Genomic DNA, 18,705 nt, shown 5'->3' on the forward strand with positions numbered 1-18,705 from the left:
AGCCAAAGGGGCTGGAAACTTAGCTTCCATTATTTCAGCTCGTAAAAACGGAACGCTTTTAGAAGCTTTGAGAGCGGAACTACCTGCATTTGAACAAACCATTGTCCCTGAATTTAAAGGGGCTGTTAGAGCTGTTTTGAAAAAGATTCATCGTCCTTCTATAGGGGTTAAAATAGGTGAAATAGCTAATTATAGTTCCACATCAAGTCCAATGGGACAACTGAAGAAAATGTTTGGGTAATGAAACACACAGAACGAGCCATTTTAATATTAAAATTGAAGAGTTACCATCTCTAGAGAAAAGTTTCCGCCAAAGTATTGACACATACAAAATCTAAATGTGTGAATGATCGAGTCTGATTTGTGTTATAATTACCTGTGGACATGAAGATTCTCCTTTGCTTATTTTGTGGTGATTTAAGTATAACGAATCTTCATGTCTTTTTGTATTTTCAGAAATTACTGTGTGTTGCAATTCATTTTACAACACACCAGTTTTTTTGCTTTACACCCTTCTTCCTCCACCCGTCCCAAAGAATCATCTTTCTCTTTTAGAAACCATGTGGTAGAATTTGAAAAGTGGAATGAATTACAAGGAGTGTTTAGAGTGAATGGGATTTGGATTATTGTCGTTCTATTACTAGCGGCAGCCGTCGGTCTGTTGATTGCATCCTTTTTCAAGAAGGATTCCGGCAACCAGCTGCAAGAAGAAGTTGAGGAATTGTCCCTCGATATGCTTCATGACATACATATCATGAAACAACGCGTCAGCTACTTGGAAAGGGAGATGGGCTTCAAGTCGCCTCAAGAAGTAACCGAAGAACGCGTCTTAGGCATCACAAAAAACCAAGTTGTCAAACTGTACACACGAGGATTGACTGTGGATCAAATTGCTGCTGAATTGAAATTGAACAGCGAGACTGCTCAAGCAATTATTGATGCATATATTTCTGAAGGTTTGGAATAAGAAAGGAACAATGCAATGAAATTAGACAAAACCGCCTTGCGTTTTCTTGCCCTTGGCTTTTTCGTTTCCGCAATTCTTCTTTCTGTATATGGTGTATTGTCTCCAGGTTCTTCTCTCTCAGCAGAAGAGCAATCTTACAAAGTGAGATATGAGGAACTCGTAGCAGAAACCAACTCATCCAGTGACAGCGCAAGTGTTGCCGAGCAACCTGCTGACAGCTCAAATGAGCCCGTTGAATCTACTGAAGACTCTTCCGCGGATGTCACAGACTCCAGCGAAGACGTTCAAGAAGAGCCTGAGAAAGAAAACAACACAGACGCTATTTCAACTGTTATCGTCATCGAACAAGGAGATCCAAGCAGCTTCGCTTCCACACAGCTGCAAAATCAAGGAATCGTTGAGAGTGCAATTGAATTCAATAATTTCTTGGAAAACAATAACTACACAGGAAGTCTCCGTCCTGGTTCGTATGAAGTCAACAGTGAGATGAGTTTTGAAGAAATTGCCAGAACTTTGATGGACGAAAGATAACCACAGACAAAGCCCTCCGCTGAATTTTTGAGCGGAGGGCTTTTGTTTGTAGCGTATAAAAAGAGGAGGTCGGGAAAAATTCCCGACCTCCTCTTTTTTTTAGGGTCATTCCTCTTCGTTTGTCTCTGCTTCTTGATTCGCGTCTGCATCTGTCTCTTCTTGGTTCATAGCAGAATCATCCGCATTTTCTTCTGCCGCATTTTCGTTTCGGGTGTTTTCAAACTCTCCTACTTGGAAAAATGCGTCCATGACTCTTCTGGCAACTCTTGTATTTTCGTAGTTGGTGTTGCGCTCAGGCAAATAAGGAACGACCACGGCAACGGCGATTTTAGGATCATCATAAGGCGCGTAACCAACGTATGTTTTATTGATTACACTTTCTCCCCTTCTGTCTTTCACTTCGCCAAAATATAACGCCTGTGCTGTTCCGGTCTTGCCGGCTGACTCGTATTCAGCCCCGGCAAACGCTGAACGGGCTGTTCCGTTGTCTCCGTTGACCACTTCATACAGTCCGCGGTGGACCCGTTCCATGCCTTCTTCACTGACGTTGATGGTGTTCAACACTCGCGGCTCTATTTCTGTCTTCAACGGTCCGACATTTCCGCCTTCATCGGTTCCACGAACTTCAGAAACCAAGCGCGGGGCTAAACGAGTGCCTCCATTTGCAATGGTTGAAATGTATTGAAGCAGCTGCATGGTTGTATAGGTGTCGAACTGTCCGAAAGAAAAGTACAGCGCTTGACCCGGCTGGGTTGCTTGGCCTTTGTACCCTGTCTGTTCGTTCGGCAAATCAATTCCAGTTCTGGCGCCTAACCCAAACATCTCATAATATTTACGCATCTTGTTCACTACCATGTCGGTATCCATTACCAAAGAAGAACCATTTTGGAATTCGTTGATTCCCCCCATGCGCATAGCCAGTTTAGCCGTGTAAATGTTGGACGAACGTTCCAACGCGGTGATATCGTCCACACGAACCGATCCGCTTTGGTTAAAGAGTGAGCGAATCGCCGGAGTCTGTGCAATTTTCAGTGGGGTGTCAATCATCACATTGTTATCAGCTGTCAGGACACCGTCCATTTGAGCAGCCAGTATCGTGGCCGCCTTTACGGATGACCCCATCTCAAACGCTTGAGTGGTAACACCTTGAGCGTCGTCTATGATTTCGCCTGTCTCTTTGTCGATTTTCTGTCCGGTCATCGCCAAGATTTCACCTGTTCGCGGATCCATAGCCGCAACATAAATACTGTCGTTCAATCCTTGGTGGTTTTCCTTCAATGATTGCCGCGCAATCTCTTCCACCTGTTCTTGGAAGGCAATATCTATCGTCAATACTAAGTTGCTGCCTTTTTCTCCAGGATATTGCTCAGTTTGATTGATAATGTCCCCATTGTTGTTTGTTTCTGTATAGGACTTCGCTTTTGAGCCTTTCAATACTGTTTCGTATTGCAGTTCCAAATTACTTCTTCCGACACGATCGTTGCGTGCGTATCCTTGAGCCATATAGGTGAGGTATCCACTGTCCGGAACACCTTGTTCCTCTGTGGAGACAGTTCCAAGAATACTGCGCAGCATCGAACCTTGAGGATAGGTGCGTACCCAATCGGTGCCGGTGTCAATGCCTGGAAGTTGCGATAAGTTTTCACTTACTGCCGCAATCTCTTCATTGGTCACATTTTGATTTTTGATATTGATAGTTGTCAGTGCATAAGCGCTGTTCATTTGCTTGTAGATAGCTGCGGCTTCTTGCTCTCTTTGGTCGAATTGAATGTCTTCTTCCGCCACTTTGTCCACTTGAGCTAAATACAGTTCGCTACCAGTGAGTTGTTTCTCTTCTTCAGACAGACGTTCATTGACTTCTGCCGAATGAAGTGCCAACCAATAATCTTCCAAATCCCGTTTGGACAAATCATAGTCCTCTTCGTTTTCAAATATTGTAACATTAGGCATCTCCATGTATTCCGCCAACTTGTAAGCCAACTCAGCCATATCTTTGCTGGATACACCGGTTCCCCGTGTGTATGTGATGGTTTGAATCGGTTTATTCCCAACCAACTTTCTTTGTTGTGCATCATATATTTCGCCTCGAGGGACATTACTTGTTGCAAGCGTCGTCTCGGTCCGTGCGACTTCTGCTCGGAATTCTTCCCCTTGAACGATTTGTAAGTATCCTAATCTTAATATCAATGTGGCGAACAATAAGAACACCATCAAAAATAGCAGATTCAAGCGAAAAGGGATATGTGATTTATGTTTTTCGCGTTTTTTCTTTTGTTTTCCGGTAGTATTCTTCAATGAATCCCACCACCCCTTTCTAAAGCTTTTCCTATTTTATCAAAATTCCCCCCTGATTGCTATGTACCGGAGAATCTTTCATTTCTTCTTCATAATTCTGTCAAATATGATATTCTAGAAGGGAACGTTTGCCTCTGCACGACAATCAAACAGTAATTTCAGAGAGGAGGCATTGTATGTCTGAACGTGTCAAAACTTTCACTTCAAAAAATTGGCCGTTTTTAGTTGCTTTTTTTGTGCCGGTGCTGCTGATGGGTGCTATTTACGCTTTCCAAGGAGTTTATCCTTTCGGTGACAGTACATTGCTGACAATTGACTTAGGACAGCAGTACATTGACTTTTATTCTGAATACCAACATACATTCCGTGACGATCCGTTGCGATTGATTTATTCCTTTACCAAATCATTGGGCGGAGAAATGATTGGCATTTGGGCCTATTACTTGATGAGCCCATTGAACGCATTATTTTTGTTCTTCCCTTCTTACTCATTGGATGTAGCCGTCACCGTGTTGACGTTAGTGAAAATCGGTTTGATGGGTCTTTCCTGTGCTTTTTACCTGCACAAAACTTTCGGCGGAAAATCCTGGCTCCTTGCTGTTTTTTCCATCAGTTATGCACTCATGGGTTACACCATTGTCTACCAATTGAACTTGATGTGGTTGGATGGCACCATCTTACTGCCACTGGCTGCGTTGGGGGTCGAACGGTTGCTGAAACAAGGCAGCGGCCTCCTTTATTCCTTGGCTCTTGCAATGGTTTTGTTTACCAATTACTACATAGGGTACATGATCTGTTTGTTTCTTGTTCTCTATTTCCTTTACCGGCTTCCGTCCGCTTATTGGACAAGCAATGTGAAATGGGACCGTTTGGATAAACTGAGCTATGCACTTAAAAAATTCATTTTATTTGTCTGGCACTCTCTTTTAGGAGCAGGACTCGCTTCCTTCTTATTAATCCCCGTTTACTCGTCCCTGCTGAACAGTAAAGCGGATTACACAAACGGTTCATTGGAATGGGAAATGGCGTATCCTCTCCAAGAAATTCTCTCGAAATTTGTGATTGGCGCATTTAATTTTGACCAGATGCCATCAGGTTATCCAAATGTGTTTATCGGCAGTGTGGCATTGATTTTATTTGTACATTTTTTCTTCAACCGCGCATTCCCTTTGAAGGAACGTTTATTGACAGGAGCTTTGACCATCCTGTTTCTACTTTCCGTCAATATAGAAGCATTGAACAAAATTTGGCATGCCATGCAGTTTCCTGTCTGGTTTCCGTATCGTTTCTCCTTTGTGTTCAGTTTCTTTATGATTTTGAACGGTTACCGCAGTGCACGGACGTTTGATTCTTTGCCGCCAAAGCATCTGTTGGTCGGCGTCTTAGGAACGCTGGCGGCAGGACTATATGTCTTCCAAAAAGATTTTGATTTCTTGGAACCTGTTCAAATTTTCCTTTCTTGTTTGTTTACCATAGGAGTCTTGACGTTGTTGATGCTGACAAAGAGAAAGTGGCGGTGGATTGCGCCGGTCTTGTTCCTTTTTGCAGCCACTGAGTTGACTGCGAACGCAGCCATCACGTTGTCTCGTCTGGGGCATGTAAAGCACTCTTCTTTCACATACTCCCAGTATTTATTGGACAAAATCGTGGATCCGATTCAATTGCAGGACGACGGATTGTACCGAATTGAAAAAACCTTTCACCGTTCAAAGAATGACAGCCATCAAGCCGATTACAACAGTGTCACTCATTTCAGCTCAACGTATGAAAGTGACATGCCGGTGTTTTTTGAAAAATTGGGGCTTCCGGCCGGAAATGGCTTTTCAGTTTATTCAAACGGCACGCTTTTTACAGATGCATTCTTTGGAATCAAATATTATATTTCCGATAAAGAGACGCATGCGCATCCCTATCACCTTCTTCCCAGCAAAAAAGTGCGGGAAGCATGGATGACACCAACAGAAATGCAGCTGGAAAACAAGTGGACACCAAAACCGGTTGGAAGACCTCTTTCTTACTCACTGGATGTTGTCCAGACCAAGCCGGATGTCCAATACTATCCGGTACTGCATTCTGTTGAAAATTTGGCAGATGTCAGATACAATCCCTATTCCCTTCCAATCGGCTTCAGCAGCGACGAAGCGGTATTGGATGTGCCGTTGTACAAAGATCAGCCAATCCAATTGCAGAATGCGATGTTCCGCGCATTGAGAGGCGAAGACAACGAAGATCCGTTGTTTGTTGAAGAGGAATTTTCTTCCATCGAATATACCAACGTCACTGTTTCCGGCGGTGAATGGAGCAGAAAAGCTGTGAAAAACGACCCGGAGCAACCGGGAGCCATCACGCTTCATTTAGAAACCAATCCTCTGGATGCCTATTATTTAACGTTTCATCCGTCAATCAGAGATGAGGATGTAACCCTCACATTAAACGGAGAGCCGTTCCATCAATACAAAACGTATTATGATCAATTGGTGCTGAACTTGGCTGGAAGAAACGGCCAAGGGCATGTGACTTTCCACATCGAGCTGAAAGAAGAAAGCATCGATTTATCAGGTATGCAGCTGTATCGGTTGGACCACGAGCGATTCACGGACGGCATCGAGGAATTGCAAGCAGGCGGCATCAAAGTACTGGAGCACAGCAGCAATTCCCTCACAGCAAATGCCACGGTCAGTAACAATCAAGAGTTGGTTGTGTTCACCCTTCCTTATGATGAAGGATGGTCCATCAAAGTGAACGGAGACTCGGTGGAACCGATAGAAGTGTTCAATAGTCTGCTGGCTGTCCCCCTCTCTCCGGGGATGCACCGAATCGAAATGACATACCAGACGCCTTATCTGGCAGCCGGAATTTCTGTGAGTTTGATGTCACTTGCAGCACTTTCCGTCACCGTATTGCTGGAGAAAAAATATTCAAAAACACTCCTCTCTTAAAAAAGAAAGGAGTGTTTTTGTCATACAGTTTCAACCTGCTTGTCTTTTCGTTTCTTCGCCTCATACTGCTCGATCCCTAAGCGAATCAATTCTTCCATCAATTCCGTGTATGACAGACCGCTGTGTTCCCACAGGCGGGCAAAAATGCTCTTCGAGAAGAATCCGGGAATCAAATTGAATTCATTTAAGTAGACTTTCCCGTCTTCCGTCATAAATAAATCCGCTCTTCCCATTCCGTTTCCATCAATCGCTTGGAATCCTTTCAATGAATACTCCTGAAGCAATGCTTTTTCTTTTTCAGTTACTTCTGCAGGATACTGCTGTTTGGCACTTCGTTTGACGTACTTGTCTTCGTAATCGTAAAATCCGTGCCCTTTCTCTTTGACCAATTCTCCAACGACCGAGACTTTCAATTCAGTGTTTCCGATGATGGATACATTCAACTCACGCGCTTCTATGCCTTGCTCAACGACCACCCTTCGATCGTAACGCAGTGCTTTGTTGAAGCCTTCCACCAATTCTTCACGCGAATTAGCTTCTGTGATTCCTATGCTGGAGCCCATATTGGCCGGCTTGATGTAAATTGGATAAGTCAGTTCGCTTTCGCACTTATCCAATACAACTCCAGTTTCTTCCTCCCACTCTTTTTCCGTGACGGAAAATATTCCGTCTGCGGGATACGGGCTTTGGAGAACAAATCTTGGGAAATAATCTTATCCATGCCACAGGCGCACGGAACCACTCCCGGCCCTGCATAAGGAACATCCAATAATTCAAGTAAACCTTGAACGGTCCCGTCCTCCCCATTTGGACCATGCAGCAAAGGGAATACGAGAGAGTCCGGCTCTTTCTATTCATCAAAACTGAACGCTTTCCCTTTGAACGGAGCGCCATAAGCTGTGGATTCATCTTCCAGAGGCGACAACTTCAATTGCTTTTCCGACTCAAGTTTTTCTGAATAAGTCAACAGAGGGCCTCTTAACCAGTTCCCTTCTTGAGTGATATAAATCAGAGTCACCGTGTGACGCTCAAATGACACGCCCCTTAGAAAAGAAGCCGCTGAGTTTACGGATACGTCATGTTCAGGAGATTTTCCTCCGTAGACTAAAAAGACATGCATTGGTATCGCCTCCTATGTTTATAGTGGTTACCTCATTACAACAACTTGCAACCCCTTTCACTAACGTTTTCCACTGAGCACAAAAAGAGCCAAGGGTTACCCCTGGCTCTTTTACATGCAGCGTTGTGCGTGATTTATTTTGCTTCAGCGAAACGACGTGCAACTTCTTCCCAGTTAACAACGTTCCAGAATGCGCTGATGTATTCTGGGCGTTTGTTTTGGTATTTCAAGTAGTAAGCGTGTTCCCATACGTCCAGACCCAAGATTGGAGTCAATCCTTGGCTCAATGGAGAGTCTTGGTTCAAAGTGTCAACGACTTCCAATTTGCCGTTGTTTACAACCAACCAAGCCCAGCCGGATCCGAAACGTCCAGCAGCAGCTGCCGCGAATTTTTCTTTGAATTCATCAAAGCTGCCAAATGCAGACTCGATGGCTTCTTTCAATTCACCTTCTGGTTCACCGCCGCCATTTGGAGACAAGATTGTCCAGAACAAACTGTGGTTGGCATGTCCTCCACCATTGTTGCGGACTGCTGTACGGATATCTTCCGGTACAGTATCTAATTTTTGCATCAACTCTTCGATGCTCAATTCCGCTAATTCAGGATGGTTTTCCAAAGCACTGTTTACTTTGGTCACATACGTGTTGTGGTGCTTATCGTGGTGCAAACGCATTGTCTGCTCATCGATGTAGGGCTCCAACGCATTGTAATCATAAGGTAATTCCGGCAAGTTATAAGCCATAGTGAACATTCCTCCTACTATTATTATCATACAGTATAACTGTACCATTCTTTTGATTTTTTGACAAAAGATTCGATACACTTCTTTTCCGAATACGAACTTTTTTATATAAAAGAATTGTAATTTCTTCTGCTTCAGTTAAAATGAAAAGTGGACCTTCCTCTTCCGTAATTGATTGCAGAATGTGGAAGACACTTACTATAGGAGGGTAATGTAGGATTGATTGATTTAATGAAAACAGCTTTTGTGCAACCATTAAACATCCACAAGGCTAAAAATATCCGTAAAGGAAAAGCATTTTTGTATCTCACGGTACTGGCAATTTTCATGGCTGTTCCCTTTCTTGTTCAAGCGTTGCGGACGCTGTCTTCCATTCATGAAGACGGGCAAGAAATTGCACAGAGCATTCCAGATTTCCAGGTACAAAACGGAGAAGTGATTTTGGAACAGGATGCCGAAAGTTTTGTGTATCAAACCGACACCTTCCTCTTCTTTTTTGATCCGGAAGGAAAAATGTCCACTGATACCATCTCTCGGAACACACAGCGGTTAGGTGTGCCAATTGGGTTCGGCGTCATGGAAAATGAGCTGCATTTTTCTGTTCTTTCTTATGATTTGGGACTTCCCTACAACCAACTTGACGGCTTGACGGGTGCCGAGTTACGTGGACTCATGAACAGTGTCGGAACCTACGATGCCGTTTATCTATTGTTGTTTTTCCTTGTGTTCTTCGTCATCAGTTTGGCGAATCTCGCTTTTGAATTGTTGGTGTATACTATTTTTGCAAATCTTGTAGCAGCTGTCTTACGTAGACGATACCGTTTTGGTGAGAATTGGAAGATGATTACTGTCTCCGCCACTGTACCGGTTATCCTGTTTGCTGTGTTGAACCTCATGGGCGTCTATCTTTTGTGGCAGATTGAGCTGAAAGGGTTAGTGACGCTGCTTTACTATTACAATGCCATCAAGAACGACAGCTCTCATTCCGCCGCTTAACTTTAACCAGTACGTAAAAAAACACCTCCCCAGGTTCAAGCCGGGGAGGTGTTTTACGTTCTTCGAAAATCATTCATCAACGAAGAAGGTTATTTTTTTCGTTGATCGCGTCTTTGCTGCACTTGTTTCTTTCTCTTGATTTGCTGTTTGAGTTTCTTCTTGTACCCTGGCTTCACTTTTTTCTTGGCTTTTTTAATCATGCCGTGAATTTCCGGATCAAACTCTTTCCGCTGGGTGTCTTTCCGTTTTTCGCGTCGTTTACGGTCAAATGTATCCATCACTTCACCGTTTTTCAGCTGTTTCGGTTGGAAGGAGATGCCTTTGTCCTCCAACTGTTCAATCAGCTTTTCTTCATCCGGACTGTACAGCGTCATGGCGACACCAGATAAATTGTTGCGCCCAGTACGTCCCACACGGTGTACAAAGAACTCCAAATCACGGGGAATCTCTGCATTAATTACATGGGAAACTCCTTCAATATCAATTCCACGTGCAGCCAAATCTGTGGCAACCACATATTGGAATTCCAAATTTTGGACCCGTTTCATGATTTGACGACGTTCACGCGGTTGGATATCTCCGTGAATTTTTGCCACTTTTAATCCTCGTTCGATTAAATAGTCCGCAATCTTGTCGACATTGGATTTCGTGTTGGCAAAAACCAACGCCAAATACGGCTGTCCGATGGTCAACAGTTCATAAATCAGTTCCAATCGGTTTTGCCCCTTGGTGGAAATCAACCAGTTTTCTACCGCTTCCGCAATTTTATGTTGGGAATCCACTTGGATCAATTCCGGATTCTTCATGTACTTACGCAAGAATGGCTGAAGCTTCTCTGGAATTGTCGCAGAAAAGACCATCATGTGTAATTTATCCGGCAGACGTCCTGCAAGTTGGTCCACTTGTTTCAAGAATCCCATGTCCAACGTCATATCTGCTTCGTCCACAACGAAATGAGAAGCCGTATGAACCAAAAGCGCACCGGAATTGGTTAAATCCCATAATCTTCCCGGTGTTCCGATAGCCACATGCGGTTGTCGGTTTGTCAGTTTTTCGATTTGCCGTTCTTTATCGGTTCCGCCGATATAGTTTTGGACTACAATTTCTTGTGGGGATTTTGAAGCCAATTGAACAGCGGATTGGTACAATTGTTCCGCTAATTCTCTGCTCGGAGCCGTAACAACGACTTGGACTTCTTGTCTTTCCGGATCGATATGGTTAAACAATGGCAGAAGAAATGCGTGTGTTTTCCCAGATCCGGTCTGAGATTGTCCAATCACATCGCGGCCTTTGTTGATTTTTGGAATAACAAGACGTTGAATTTCTGTCGGTTCTTGGAACCCTATTTCAGAAATTGCCTCTATTAAAAAGGGCTTTAATTTATATTGTTCGAATGGGTGTTCCATTCTATCACCTCTCTGTTTCTACATTATGTGAGTTTACCATGTTTTTGGGTTCATCGAAAGCTTTTTCGTATACAGCACACTCAACTCTCATTTTTTAAACCGCTTATTCCAGATAATCATCGTAGCGATTAAAACGAGCATGAGTATCAGCATGTATATAATGATGAAAATTGGAAGGACCAATAAATCATACAGGAAAAAGCCGATGAGGGTCCATACAAGCGTCAAAGCTCCCGCTGCCTGCATGGCTCCCGCCGCCAAGCGTGTCTTGCGTTCGTCTTTTCCGACATGGAATTGACGCATCAACGGTCGAATCCGGTCCTGTTTTCGCACTGCCTGTCCATCGATGATCAATATAATACTGATAATGCCGAATACTAAAAAAAGAAAATCCATCTGTTTCACCCCTATTCTTCCTTAGTTTACCATGGAAACAAGCCCAGCAAAAATGAAAGAAACGTGCCGCACTCTTCTAACTTTTCCTACTTCTTTTCATCTAGCCTTATTTTTCTTCTCTATTTGTTGTAGAATAGAAGTGCATGTGTGGAAAAGACACTGCACCACCTTTCAGCAATGCTTCTTTTAAGTTGCTTACTCCGTATTGGACAAGTACAATACATAGTGAAAGGATGCAGGCAATCCTCGTTCGATATTATTGCAAAAGAGGGATTTTCAATGGAAAAAGAGAAAAAAGCACTATTTATTATTTTTGGGGGAACAGGAGATCTGGCCCGAAGAAAACTGTATCCTTCCCTTTACCGTTTATACAAAAAAGGTTATTTGAAAGACCATTTCGCGGTCATCGGCACAGCACGCCGTCCATGGTCCGATGAGCATTACCAAAGCATCGTCATGGAGACGATTGAAAGCATCCAAGTGTCAAAAGAAGATGCTGCGGAATTCGCGAGCCACTTCCGCTATCAATCACATAATGTGAACGATACTGAACACTACGATACGTTGCTGACACTGGCAGAAGAATTGGATGAAGAATACGACTTGGAGCAAAACCGGATTTTCTACTTGTCCATGTCTCCACAGTTCTTCGGCACCATCAGCCAACACTTGAAATCCCAAGGTTTGCTGACATCTTCTGGTTTCAACCGTGTGGTCATTGAAAAACCATTCGGTCATGACTACGAAAGTGCGCTTGAGTTGAACGATGAAATCACCGAGGCGTTTGATGAAGACCAGTTATACCGCATCGATCATTACCTTGGAAAAGAAATGGTCTTGAATATTCCGGCATTGCGTTTCGGAAACCACTTCTTGGAGTCCGTGTGGAACAACAACTTCATCAGCAACGTCCAAATCACCCTCAGTGAAGATATGGGGATGGGCGAACGCGGCGGATATTACGACGACAGCGGCGCGCTCCGGGATATGGTGCAAAACCATGTCTTGCAAATTTTGGCGTTGCTGGCAATGGAGCAACCTTCCAGCTACAGTGACGAGGACATCCGTTCTGCCAAAACAACTGTCTTGAAAGCTCTCAGAACATACGACAAAGAAAACGTATTGAAAAACTTTGTGCGGGGTCAATACGGACCGGCCGAATCCGTTCCTGGGTACCGTGAAGAAGACAAAGTCGCTCCAGATTCCCAGACAGAAACGTTTGTCGCCGGTAAAGTCTTGGTCGACACTCCACGTTGGGAAGGCGTCCCATTTTATGTGCGGACAGGAAAACGGATGAAAGAAAAAGTCGGCCGAATCGACATTGAATTCAAGTCAAATGACAGTCATTTCTTCCAAGCGGACGTTCAAAATCCGTTGGCTGCCAACTATTTGACGATTAACCTGGCACCGGAAGAAGGGTTCTCGTTCCAACTGAACACCAAAAAAGCCGGACCCGGAATGGAGCCGTCCCAAGTGGCTCTCTCACACCACTATTCAAAAGAGGAAGTGGACAACAACCCGGAAGCTTACGAAAAATTGATTCTGGACTGTTTGAACGGCGATTCCACCAACTTCATTCACTGGGATGAATTGGCTGAATCATGGAAATACATCGACACCATCCGCAAAGTATGGGATGAAGAAGAAGCGGAATTTCCCAATTACACAGCCGGTTCAATGGGGCCGCACGCTAGTGACGAGCTTCTTGAAAAAGATGGCTTCCGCTGGATTTGGAACCCGTAAATCAGGCACAAAACCGAAAGAAGGTCTGTCTCAAATCGAGGCAGACCTTCTTTCTTTATCTTATAGTTTAGAGGAATCGATGACTTCGAACACTTCAAAAAATGTGCCCAAAATGGATCGAATGAATGGAATCTTCCCTTCTTCATCGCTTTCGATTTGCAGCACGAGTTTCGGTTCGTGAAGACTCATTCGCAGCAACATCCACCCTTCTCCCAGAGGCCCGGAAGTGTTGACACGAATTCCTTCTTTGTTGTTCGGAACGACTTCCATTCCCGGTGTGTAGGTCGCGAAATCAGAAAATGCCTGCAGCGTCCGTTCGCCGGTTTCTTTATAGTCGGCTGTTCGGATTACAAACCGCACCTCCTGAGTTTCCACAGGTTGCTTCAAGTCGCGGATCAGATCTGTCAGGGTGCTGCCTTCTTCTTGAAGGATGGCATCTGCAATCAAGAGTTTGGCAACCAAATAGGCTCCATCATCCAGAAAGTAGTTTTCACGCAGAGCCGCGTGTCCACTTGTTTCGATCGCTAAAGGACAGTTCACGCCCTGTTCGTTGAGTTCAACGCCGCGGTTGATGACGTTCCGGTAACCCGAGATGTAGCGGTCCACTTTTCCGCCCAATGAAGCGATGAAATTTTCCAAATGATTGGACACAGGCGAATTGGTCACAATCGTGGCGCCCGGTTCTTCTTTCAAGATCACTGCACCGATCAAGCCGATTAAGTTATTGCGATTGATGCTGTTTCCTTCTTCGTCCACAATGGCGGAGCGATCCGCGTCCGTATCGAAGATGATTCCCAAGTCAGCTTTTGAGTCGAGGACCGCTTGTTGGATGCTGGCCATCGCCTCTTTATTGTCGGGGTTCGGCACATGGTTGGGGAACGTCCCGTCTGGCTCCAAAAACTGGCTTCCGGTTGTGTCTGCCCCTAAAGGCTGCAACACTTGGTCGACGAAAAATCCTCCTGCCCCGTTTCCTGCGTCCACAATGATATGACGGCCTTTCAGCGGCTGCTCTTTATCGATGGTTTCAGGCAGACCCGCTCGGATTTTGTCTCTCAAATCTGCTGCATAATCGGCAATCAACTCTTTTTGGACAACTTTTCCGCTCCTGCTTTCTGAAGGCACTTCCCCGTCTCCTGCATAAGTCAAGATGGCGGTGATGTCTTCATGCTCCAACCCGCCTTTACGCGTAAAGAATTTCAATCCGTTGTATTCCATCGGCAAATGACTGGCGGTAATCATGATGGAGGCATCGCAATCATACTCACTGTATCGTGTGGACATAAACATGGCAGGAGTGGTGGCCAATCCTACATCAAAGACCGTCACACCGGCTGCGACCAATCGCTCGGTCAAATTTTCTTTGATGTCTACGCCGGTCACCCGGCTGTCATGTCCCACTGCCACGACCGCATTCTTCAAATTCACGCCCTGATCTTTTTCCAGCCAAGAAGCAAACCCGTCTGCGATACGGCGGATGGCCTCAGCAGTCAAATTCTTTTTCTGTTCCGGTGTATCCAATGCGAACCCTCGGATGTCCGAACCGTTTTGCAGCGCCAAGTAGGCATTGTCTTTCTCTGCCATAGTTTCCTCTCCCTTAAGATTCATTGTGAGTCAATGTAGTGTATTTTTTCAATAAGTTGTGTACTTTGTCTGCGTCTTTTTCATCTTTGGAAATAATCAGGCAGGTGTCATGCCCCGCCACCGTTCCAACGATTTCCGGATAAGATAAATCATCCAATAAGGCTCCGACTACATGAGCATTCCCAGGCAGAGTCTTCATCACATTCACAAACTGCACTTTTGTCAATTGAATGACCACATCTTGCAAGGTTGCTTCCAGTTTACTTTCCAATGAAGACTGATTGTGCTGGAACAAGGTGTACTTCGTGCTGCCGTTCAAAGCCGGTGTCTTGATTAAGTTCAATTCCTTGATGTCTCTGGAAATAGTTGCCTGTGTTGCTTCCACTCCTTCTTCTCTCAAGTATTGCAGCAGTTCTTCTTGTGTAGCGACGTCGTGATCAAGCACAATTTGTTTGATCAGCAATTGCCGTTCCTTCTTTTTCATGTTACTCCCCCCTAATAAGTGCCTATAGTACTTTTCATTATCATATCGTTTTCACGAGAAAAAATCCAGAATTAATGAATAAATATGCCTCCTGTTTTTCATTGACTCTCTATTGGCCATTTGCTATAATGCATTTGACTTATGGGCTTTTTTCTTTCCTTATTATGTACAGAAATGGCAGGAAAAATCTCTGTATACATCCACAAGAGTGTATCATGAATGGCCAAGAGTACTTTACAGGCTCTTGGTTTCTTTCTTCTTGCTGATAAACAGTAGAAACTATCCCAACTTTTTTAACCACTATCTATCCCAAGGAGGACTACACATGGAATACCAATTGTCCATCGCTGAAGCACTATATCCCCATTTGAAAGACCATTTGACGATGGAAGACATCTTAGCTTTGCTGGAAAAGCCAAAAACGGCAGAACACGGAGATATGGCTTTCCCTGCTTTTCAGTTGGCGAAGATTTTTCGCAAAAATCCTGCTCAAATCGCTTCTGAACTGCAAGAAAAAATTTCTTCTCCTCTGATTGAAAAAACAGAAACGGTCGGACCTTATTTGAACTTTTTCTTGAAACGTGACATGGTCGGTAAACAGGTCATCACAGAAGTCATCGAACAAGGTGCGCACTACGGAGAATCCGATTTTGGAAAAAACCAAAACGTTCCGATTGACATGTCTTCCCCAAACATCGCCAAACCGATGTCCATGGGCCATCTGCGTTCTACCGTAATCGGGAACTCCCTAGCAAAAATTTATTCGAAGATGGGCTTCCATCCGGTTAAAATCAATCACTTAGGTGACTGGGGAACTCAGTTCGGAAAATTGATTGTCGCTTATAAAAAATGGGGCACTGAAGAAGAAGTCCGTGCAAACCCCATCACTGAGCTGCTGCGGTTGTATGTTAAATTCCACCAAGAAGCCGAAGACGACCCTTCATTGGAAGAAGAAGGCCGGAGTTGGTTTAAGCGGTTGGAAGACGGCGACAACGAAGCTCTTGAATTGTGGGAATGGTTCAGAGAAGAATCTTTGCAGGAATTCAATAAAGTGTATGATCGTTTAGGCGTCTCTTTTGATTCCACAAACGGCGAAGCATTCTACAACGACAAGATGGATGAAGTCGTCGAATTGTTGGAAGAAAAAAATCTGTTGACGGTTGACCAAGGTGCGCATATCGTTGATTTGGAAAAATACGATTTGAACCCTGCTTTGATCAAAAAGACAGACGGTGCGACACTGTACATTACTCGTGATTTGGCAGCGGCTCTTTTCCGCCACCGCACCTATGACTTCACTCAGTCCTTGTATGTAGTGGGCCAAGAACAAACCAACCACTTCAAACAATTGAAAGCTGTGTTGAAAGAAATGGGTTACGACTGGGCTGATGATATTCAACACATCCCATTCGGCTTGATCACACAAGGCGGCAAGAAGCTGTCTACGCGTCAAGGGAAAGTCGTATTGTTGGAAGAAGTATTGGACGAAGCGGTTGCCCAAGCATTGGACCAAATCAACCAAAAGAATCCAGACTTGCCAAACAAAGAACAAGTCGCAGAACAAGTCGGCGTCGGCGCAATTGTTTTCCACGATTTGAAAAACGATCGTTTGAACAGCTTCGACTTCACCATCAGCGAATTGGTTCAATTCGAAGGAGAAACCGGCCCTTATGTTCAATACACCCGTGCTCGTGCGATGAGTATTTTACGCAAAGCCGGAGCATTGGATGCTCAACCGGTTGAAGAGTTCAACTTGAGCGACGATTACAGCTGGGAAATCATCAAATTGTTACAGGAATTCCCAGAGACCGTTCAACGTGCGTATGAAAAACGTGAACCTTCTGTTATCGCGAAACACTCTCTTCACCTTGCGCAGGCATTCAACAAGTTCTATGCACATGTCCGCGTATTGGATGAACATGAAGAGCGTGACTCCCGCCTTGCATTGGTTCATGCGGTCACCGAGATATTGAAAGAAGATTTGAACTTGCTGGGTGTCAACTCACCTGACGAGATGTAATCATCTATAGACAAAAAGACCACGAATTTCCTAAATAGACAGGATATTTGTGGTCTTTTTCTAGTTTTTTTCAAATTTGTTTTATGTCTTTCCTTACGAGCGGCATGCTCATGCATCGTGGTCCTCCCCGGCCTCTGGAAAGTTCGCTTGAAGCAATTTCAATCACTTTGATGCCGTGCTGGCGCAGCAAATCGTTGGTCACATAATTTCGGTCATAAGTAACCACCACTCCCGGAGCAATCGCCAATGTATTCGATCCATCCGTCCACTGCTCTCGCGGAGCGACAATTTCATCTCCGCCGCCGCATGGAATCAATACCAAGTCATCCAAGCCCAGCGCTTCTTTCAGTACTTCTTGAAGGTCGGTTTGGTGAGTCATCGCAAAAGTTCCTTCTTCGTCACCTTTTTCAAGAATGTACGTATCAATCGATCCGTCAAGATTCAATATCCCAGGATGAATGGTGAATTTGTCATGGTCCACCATTGTAAACACGGTGTCCAAGTGCATCATCGCCCGCACATTCGGAATCTTGATGGCCAGAATTTTTTCAAACGACAAGTTGCGCCGGAAAATTTCCTGAGCCAATTCTTCGATGGCGGCTGCCGACGTCCGTTGGGATATGCCGATGGCAAGAACCTGAGGGCTCAACACCAACATGTCTCCGCCCTCCATGCTTGCTACGGACTCACGTCCATGATAAATCGGAAGTTCTTTTCCTGCAAAGCGAGGGTGATGCTTCACAATGTATTCCATAAACAAGGACTCCCGGACGCGCGCTTCGTATTTCATGGAGTTGATGGTCAACCCGTTCCCCAACACTACCGCCGGATCCCGAGTGAAGTAAAGACTCGGCATTGGATTCAAATAAAACGGGTTGTCGTCTTCTTTGGATAGTTCAAACAATCCGGGAGCATATATCGGAATATCCTTTTTCCTGATTCCCGCCATCACTTCATCCACCAACTGGGGGGTGTCCAGTGACATCAAATGAGTTTTCACTGCCTCCCTGGCAGTTTGAGAAGCTACATAAGATTCTTCAACGATTGCATCCACAAACTCTTCTTTCACTTGACCGGCATCGACAGCCTCTGCCGTCAGCTTTTCCAAATATACAACTTCAGCGCCATTCTCTCTCAATACTTTCACAAACGCATCGTGTTCGTTTTGAATGGCAGGAAGATACGGGATATCGTCAAACAACAACCGCTCCATAATCTGGGGTGTCATATTTTCTACTTCTCTTCCCGGTCTTCTCACTAAAACTGTCTGCAATTCTCCAATTTCCGAGAATACGTGGACAGGTTTTGTGTGGTCCTGCATCTATACTCCTCCTCAACATCTCTTGCACAAAAAATTTCTTTCTGAAAGCGTTGTTTATCCACTTTCCTCCCTCATCCTAACGAATTTACATCAAAAAGCGAATAAAAATGACTTACCATCTATTCATTTTCTCTCCACTCCAACAAAAACAAACATAAACATA

General features: G+C 44.5%; 14 protein-coding genes and 2 pseudogenes. 7 read left to right on the forward strand and 9 right to left on the reverse strand.

The genetic code is table 11. The features are described 5' to 3' along the window. The 3 genes and pseudogenes from G470_RS14535 to G470_RS0103965 all read left to right on the forward strand — a co-directional run. Positions 1–241, forward strand: a pseudogene (locus G470_RS14535) (hypothetical protein); the annotation flags it as partial. Positions 242–607: 366 nt separating this feature from the next. Next, positions 608–967 (forward strand): helix-turn-helix domain-containing protein, encoded by a 360-nt coding sequence (locus tag G470_RS0103960; protein WP_028273696.1) that lies wholly within the window; start codon positions 608–610, stop codon positions 965–967. Between the two features lie 15 nt (positions 968–982). Then, a complete protein-coding gene (locus G470_RS0103965) occupies positions 983–1,498 on the forward strand; it encodes a hypothetical protein (protein ID WP_028273697.1) in 516 nt (171 codons plus the stop codon). A gap of 105 nt (positions 1,499–1,603) precedes the next feature. Here the strand turns inward: G470_RS0103965 and G470_RS0103970 are convergent, their stop codons facing one another. Then, positions 1,604–3,793: a peptidoglycan D,D-transpeptidase FtsI family protein gene (locus tag G470_RS0103970; RefSeq protein WP_028273698.1), complete on the reverse strand. Its 2,190-nt coding sequence runs from the start codon at positions 3,791–3,793 to the stop codon at positions 1,604–1,606. A gap of 176 nt (positions 3,794–3,969) precedes the next feature. Between G470_RS0103970 and G470_RS0103975 the strand changes: the two genes are divergently transcribed. Then, a complete protein-coding gene (locus tag G470_RS0103975) occupies positions 3,970–6,732 on the forward strand; it encodes a YfhO family protein (RefSeq protein ID WP_028273699.1) in 2,763 nt (920 codons plus the stop codon). Between the two features lie 20 nt (positions 6,733–6,752). Here G470_RS0103975 and G470_RS13780 read toward each other — a convergent pair whose 3' ends face one another. The 3 genes and pseudogenes from G470_RS13780 to G470_RS0103985 form a co-directional block, all read right to left on the reverse strand. After that, positions 6,753–7,397, reverse strand: a complete 645-nt coding sequence (locus G470_RS13780; protein WP_084172071.1) for a D-alanine--D-alanine ligase — start codon at positions 7,395–7,397, stop codon at positions 6,753–6,755. After that, positions 7,325–7,852: pseudogene (locus G470_RS14840) on the reverse strand (D-alanine--D-alanine ligase). Before G470_RS14840 ends, G470_RS13780 begins: the two are co-directional and overlap by 73 nt. Before the next feature lie 134 nt (positions 7,853–7,986). Then, complete coding sequence (locus tag G470_RS0103985; RefSeq protein ID WP_028273700.1) at positions 7,987–8,595, reverse strand: superoxide dismutase; 609 nt, start codon at positions 8,593–8,595, stop codon at positions 7,987–7,989. A 219-nt stretch (positions 8,596–8,814) separates the two neighbouring features. Between G470_RS0103985 and G470_RS0103990 the strand changes: the two genes are divergently transcribed. Beyond that, on the forward strand, positions 8,815–9,591 hold the full coding sequence (locus G470_RS0103990) for a DUF1189 domain-containing protein (RefSeq protein ID WP_156907938.1): 777 nt from the start codon (positions 8,815–8,817) through the stop codon (positions 9,589–9,591). Between the two features lie 89 nt (positions 9,592–9,680). Here G470_RS0103990 and G470_RS0103995 read toward each other — a convergent pair whose 3' ends face one another. Both G470_RS0103995 and G470_RS0104000 read right to left on the reverse strand, forming a co-directional pair. Continuing rightward, the gene (locus G470_RS0103995; protein ID WP_028273702.1) at positions 9,681–10,997 is read right to left on the reverse strand and encodes a DEAD/DEAH box helicase; all 1,317 of its coding nucleotides are present in this window, start codon (positions 10,995–10,997) and stop codon (positions 9,681–9,683) included. 87 nt (positions 10,998–11,084) lie between these two features. Further along, positions 11,085–11,402 carry a hypothetical protein gene (locus G470_RS0104000; RefSeq protein WP_028273703.1) on the reverse strand — a complete coding sequence of 106 codons (318 nt, stop codon included), beginning with the start codon at positions 11,400–11,402 and terminating at the stop codon, positions 11,085–11,087. Positions 11,403–11,672: 270 nt separating this feature from the next. On the opposite strand from G470_RS0104000, the gene zwf reads away from it, so the two are divergent. Beyond that, complete coding sequence (gene zwf / locus G470_RS0104005) at positions 11,673–13,136, forward strand: glucose-6-phosphate dehydrogenase (RefSeq protein ID WP_028273704.1); 1,464 nt, start codon at positions 11,673–11,675, stop codon at positions 13,134–13,136. Positions 13,137–13,196: 60 nt separating this feature from the next. Here zwf and G470_RS0104010 read toward each other — a convergent pair whose 3' ends face one another. Both G470_RS0104010 and argR read right to left on the reverse strand, forming a co-directional pair. Beyond that, positions 13,197–14,717, reverse strand: a complete 1,521-nt coding sequence (locus tag G470_RS0104010; RefSeq protein WP_028273705.1) for a phosphohexomutase domain-containing protein — start codon at positions 14,715–14,717, stop codon at positions 13,197–13,199. 13 nt (positions 14,718–14,730) lie between these two features. Further along, entirely contained in the window at positions 14,731–15,201 is a 471-nt protein-coding gene (gene argR / locus G470_RS0104015; RefSeq protein WP_028273706.1) for an arginine repressor, read from the reverse strand. Positions 15,202–15,526: 325 nt separating this feature from the next. Between argR and argS the strand changes: the two genes are divergently transcribed. Next, complete coding sequence (gene argS / locus G470_RS0104020) at positions 15,527–17,221, forward strand: arginine--tRNA ligase (RefSeq protein WP_028273707.1); 1,695 nt, start codon at positions 15,527–15,529, stop codon at positions 17,219–17,221. A 70-nt stretch (positions 17,222–17,291) separates the two neighbouring features. On the opposite strand, the gene arcA is transcribed toward argS, so the two are convergent. Then, on the reverse strand, positions 17,292–18,542 hold the full coding sequence (gene arcA, locus G470_RS0104025; RefSeq protein ID WP_028273708.1) for an arginine deiminase: 1,251 nt from the start codon (positions 18,540–18,542) through the stop codon (positions 17,292–17,294). Positions 18,543–18,705 lie beyond the last annotated feature (163 nt).

Origin of the sequence: Atopococcus tabaci DSM 17538, from assembly GCF_000429585.1 — a bacterium.
Taxonomy (GTDB): domain Bacteria; phylum Bacillota; class Bacilli; order Lactobacillales; family Carnobacteriaceae_A; genus Atopococcus; species Atopococcus tabaci.

Bases quoted from the DNA above. Each gene is read 5' to 3' on its own strand.
- G470_RS0103965 (WP_028273697.1), top strand. From the start codon at position 983: ATGAAATTAGACAAAACCGCCTTGCGTTTTCTTGCCCTTGGCTTTTTC.
- G470_RS0103975 (WP_028273699.1), top strand. From the start codon at position 3,970: ATGTCTGAACGTGTCAAAACTTTCACTTCAAAAAATTGGCCGTTTTTA.
- G470_RS0103985 (WP_028273700.1), bottom strand. From the start codon at position 8,595: ATGGCTTATAACTTGCCGGAATTACCTTATGATTACAATGCGTTGGAG.
- G470_RS0103995 (WP_028273702.1), bottom strand. From the start codon at position 10,997: ATGGAACACCCATTCGAACAATATAAATTAAAGCCCTTTTTAATAGAG.
- zwf (WP_028273704.1), top strand. From the start codon at position 11,673: ATGGAAAAAGAGAAAAAAGCACTATTTATTATTTTTGGGGGAACAGGA.
- G470_RS0104010 (WP_028273705.1), bottom strand. From the start codon at position 14,717: ATGGCAGAGAAAGACAATGCCTACTTGGCGCTGCAAAACGGTTCGGAC.
- argR (WP_028273706.1), bottom strand. From the start codon at position 15,201: ATGAAAAAGAAGGAACGGCAATTGCTGATCAAACAAATTGTGCTTGAT.
- argS (WP_028273707.1), top strand. From the start codon at position 15,527: ATGGAATACCAATTGTCCATCGCTGAAGCACTATATCCCCATTTGAAA.
- arcA (WP_028273708.1), bottom strand. From the start codon at position 18,542: ATGCAGGACCACACAAAACCTGTCCACGTATTCTCGGAAATTGGAGAA.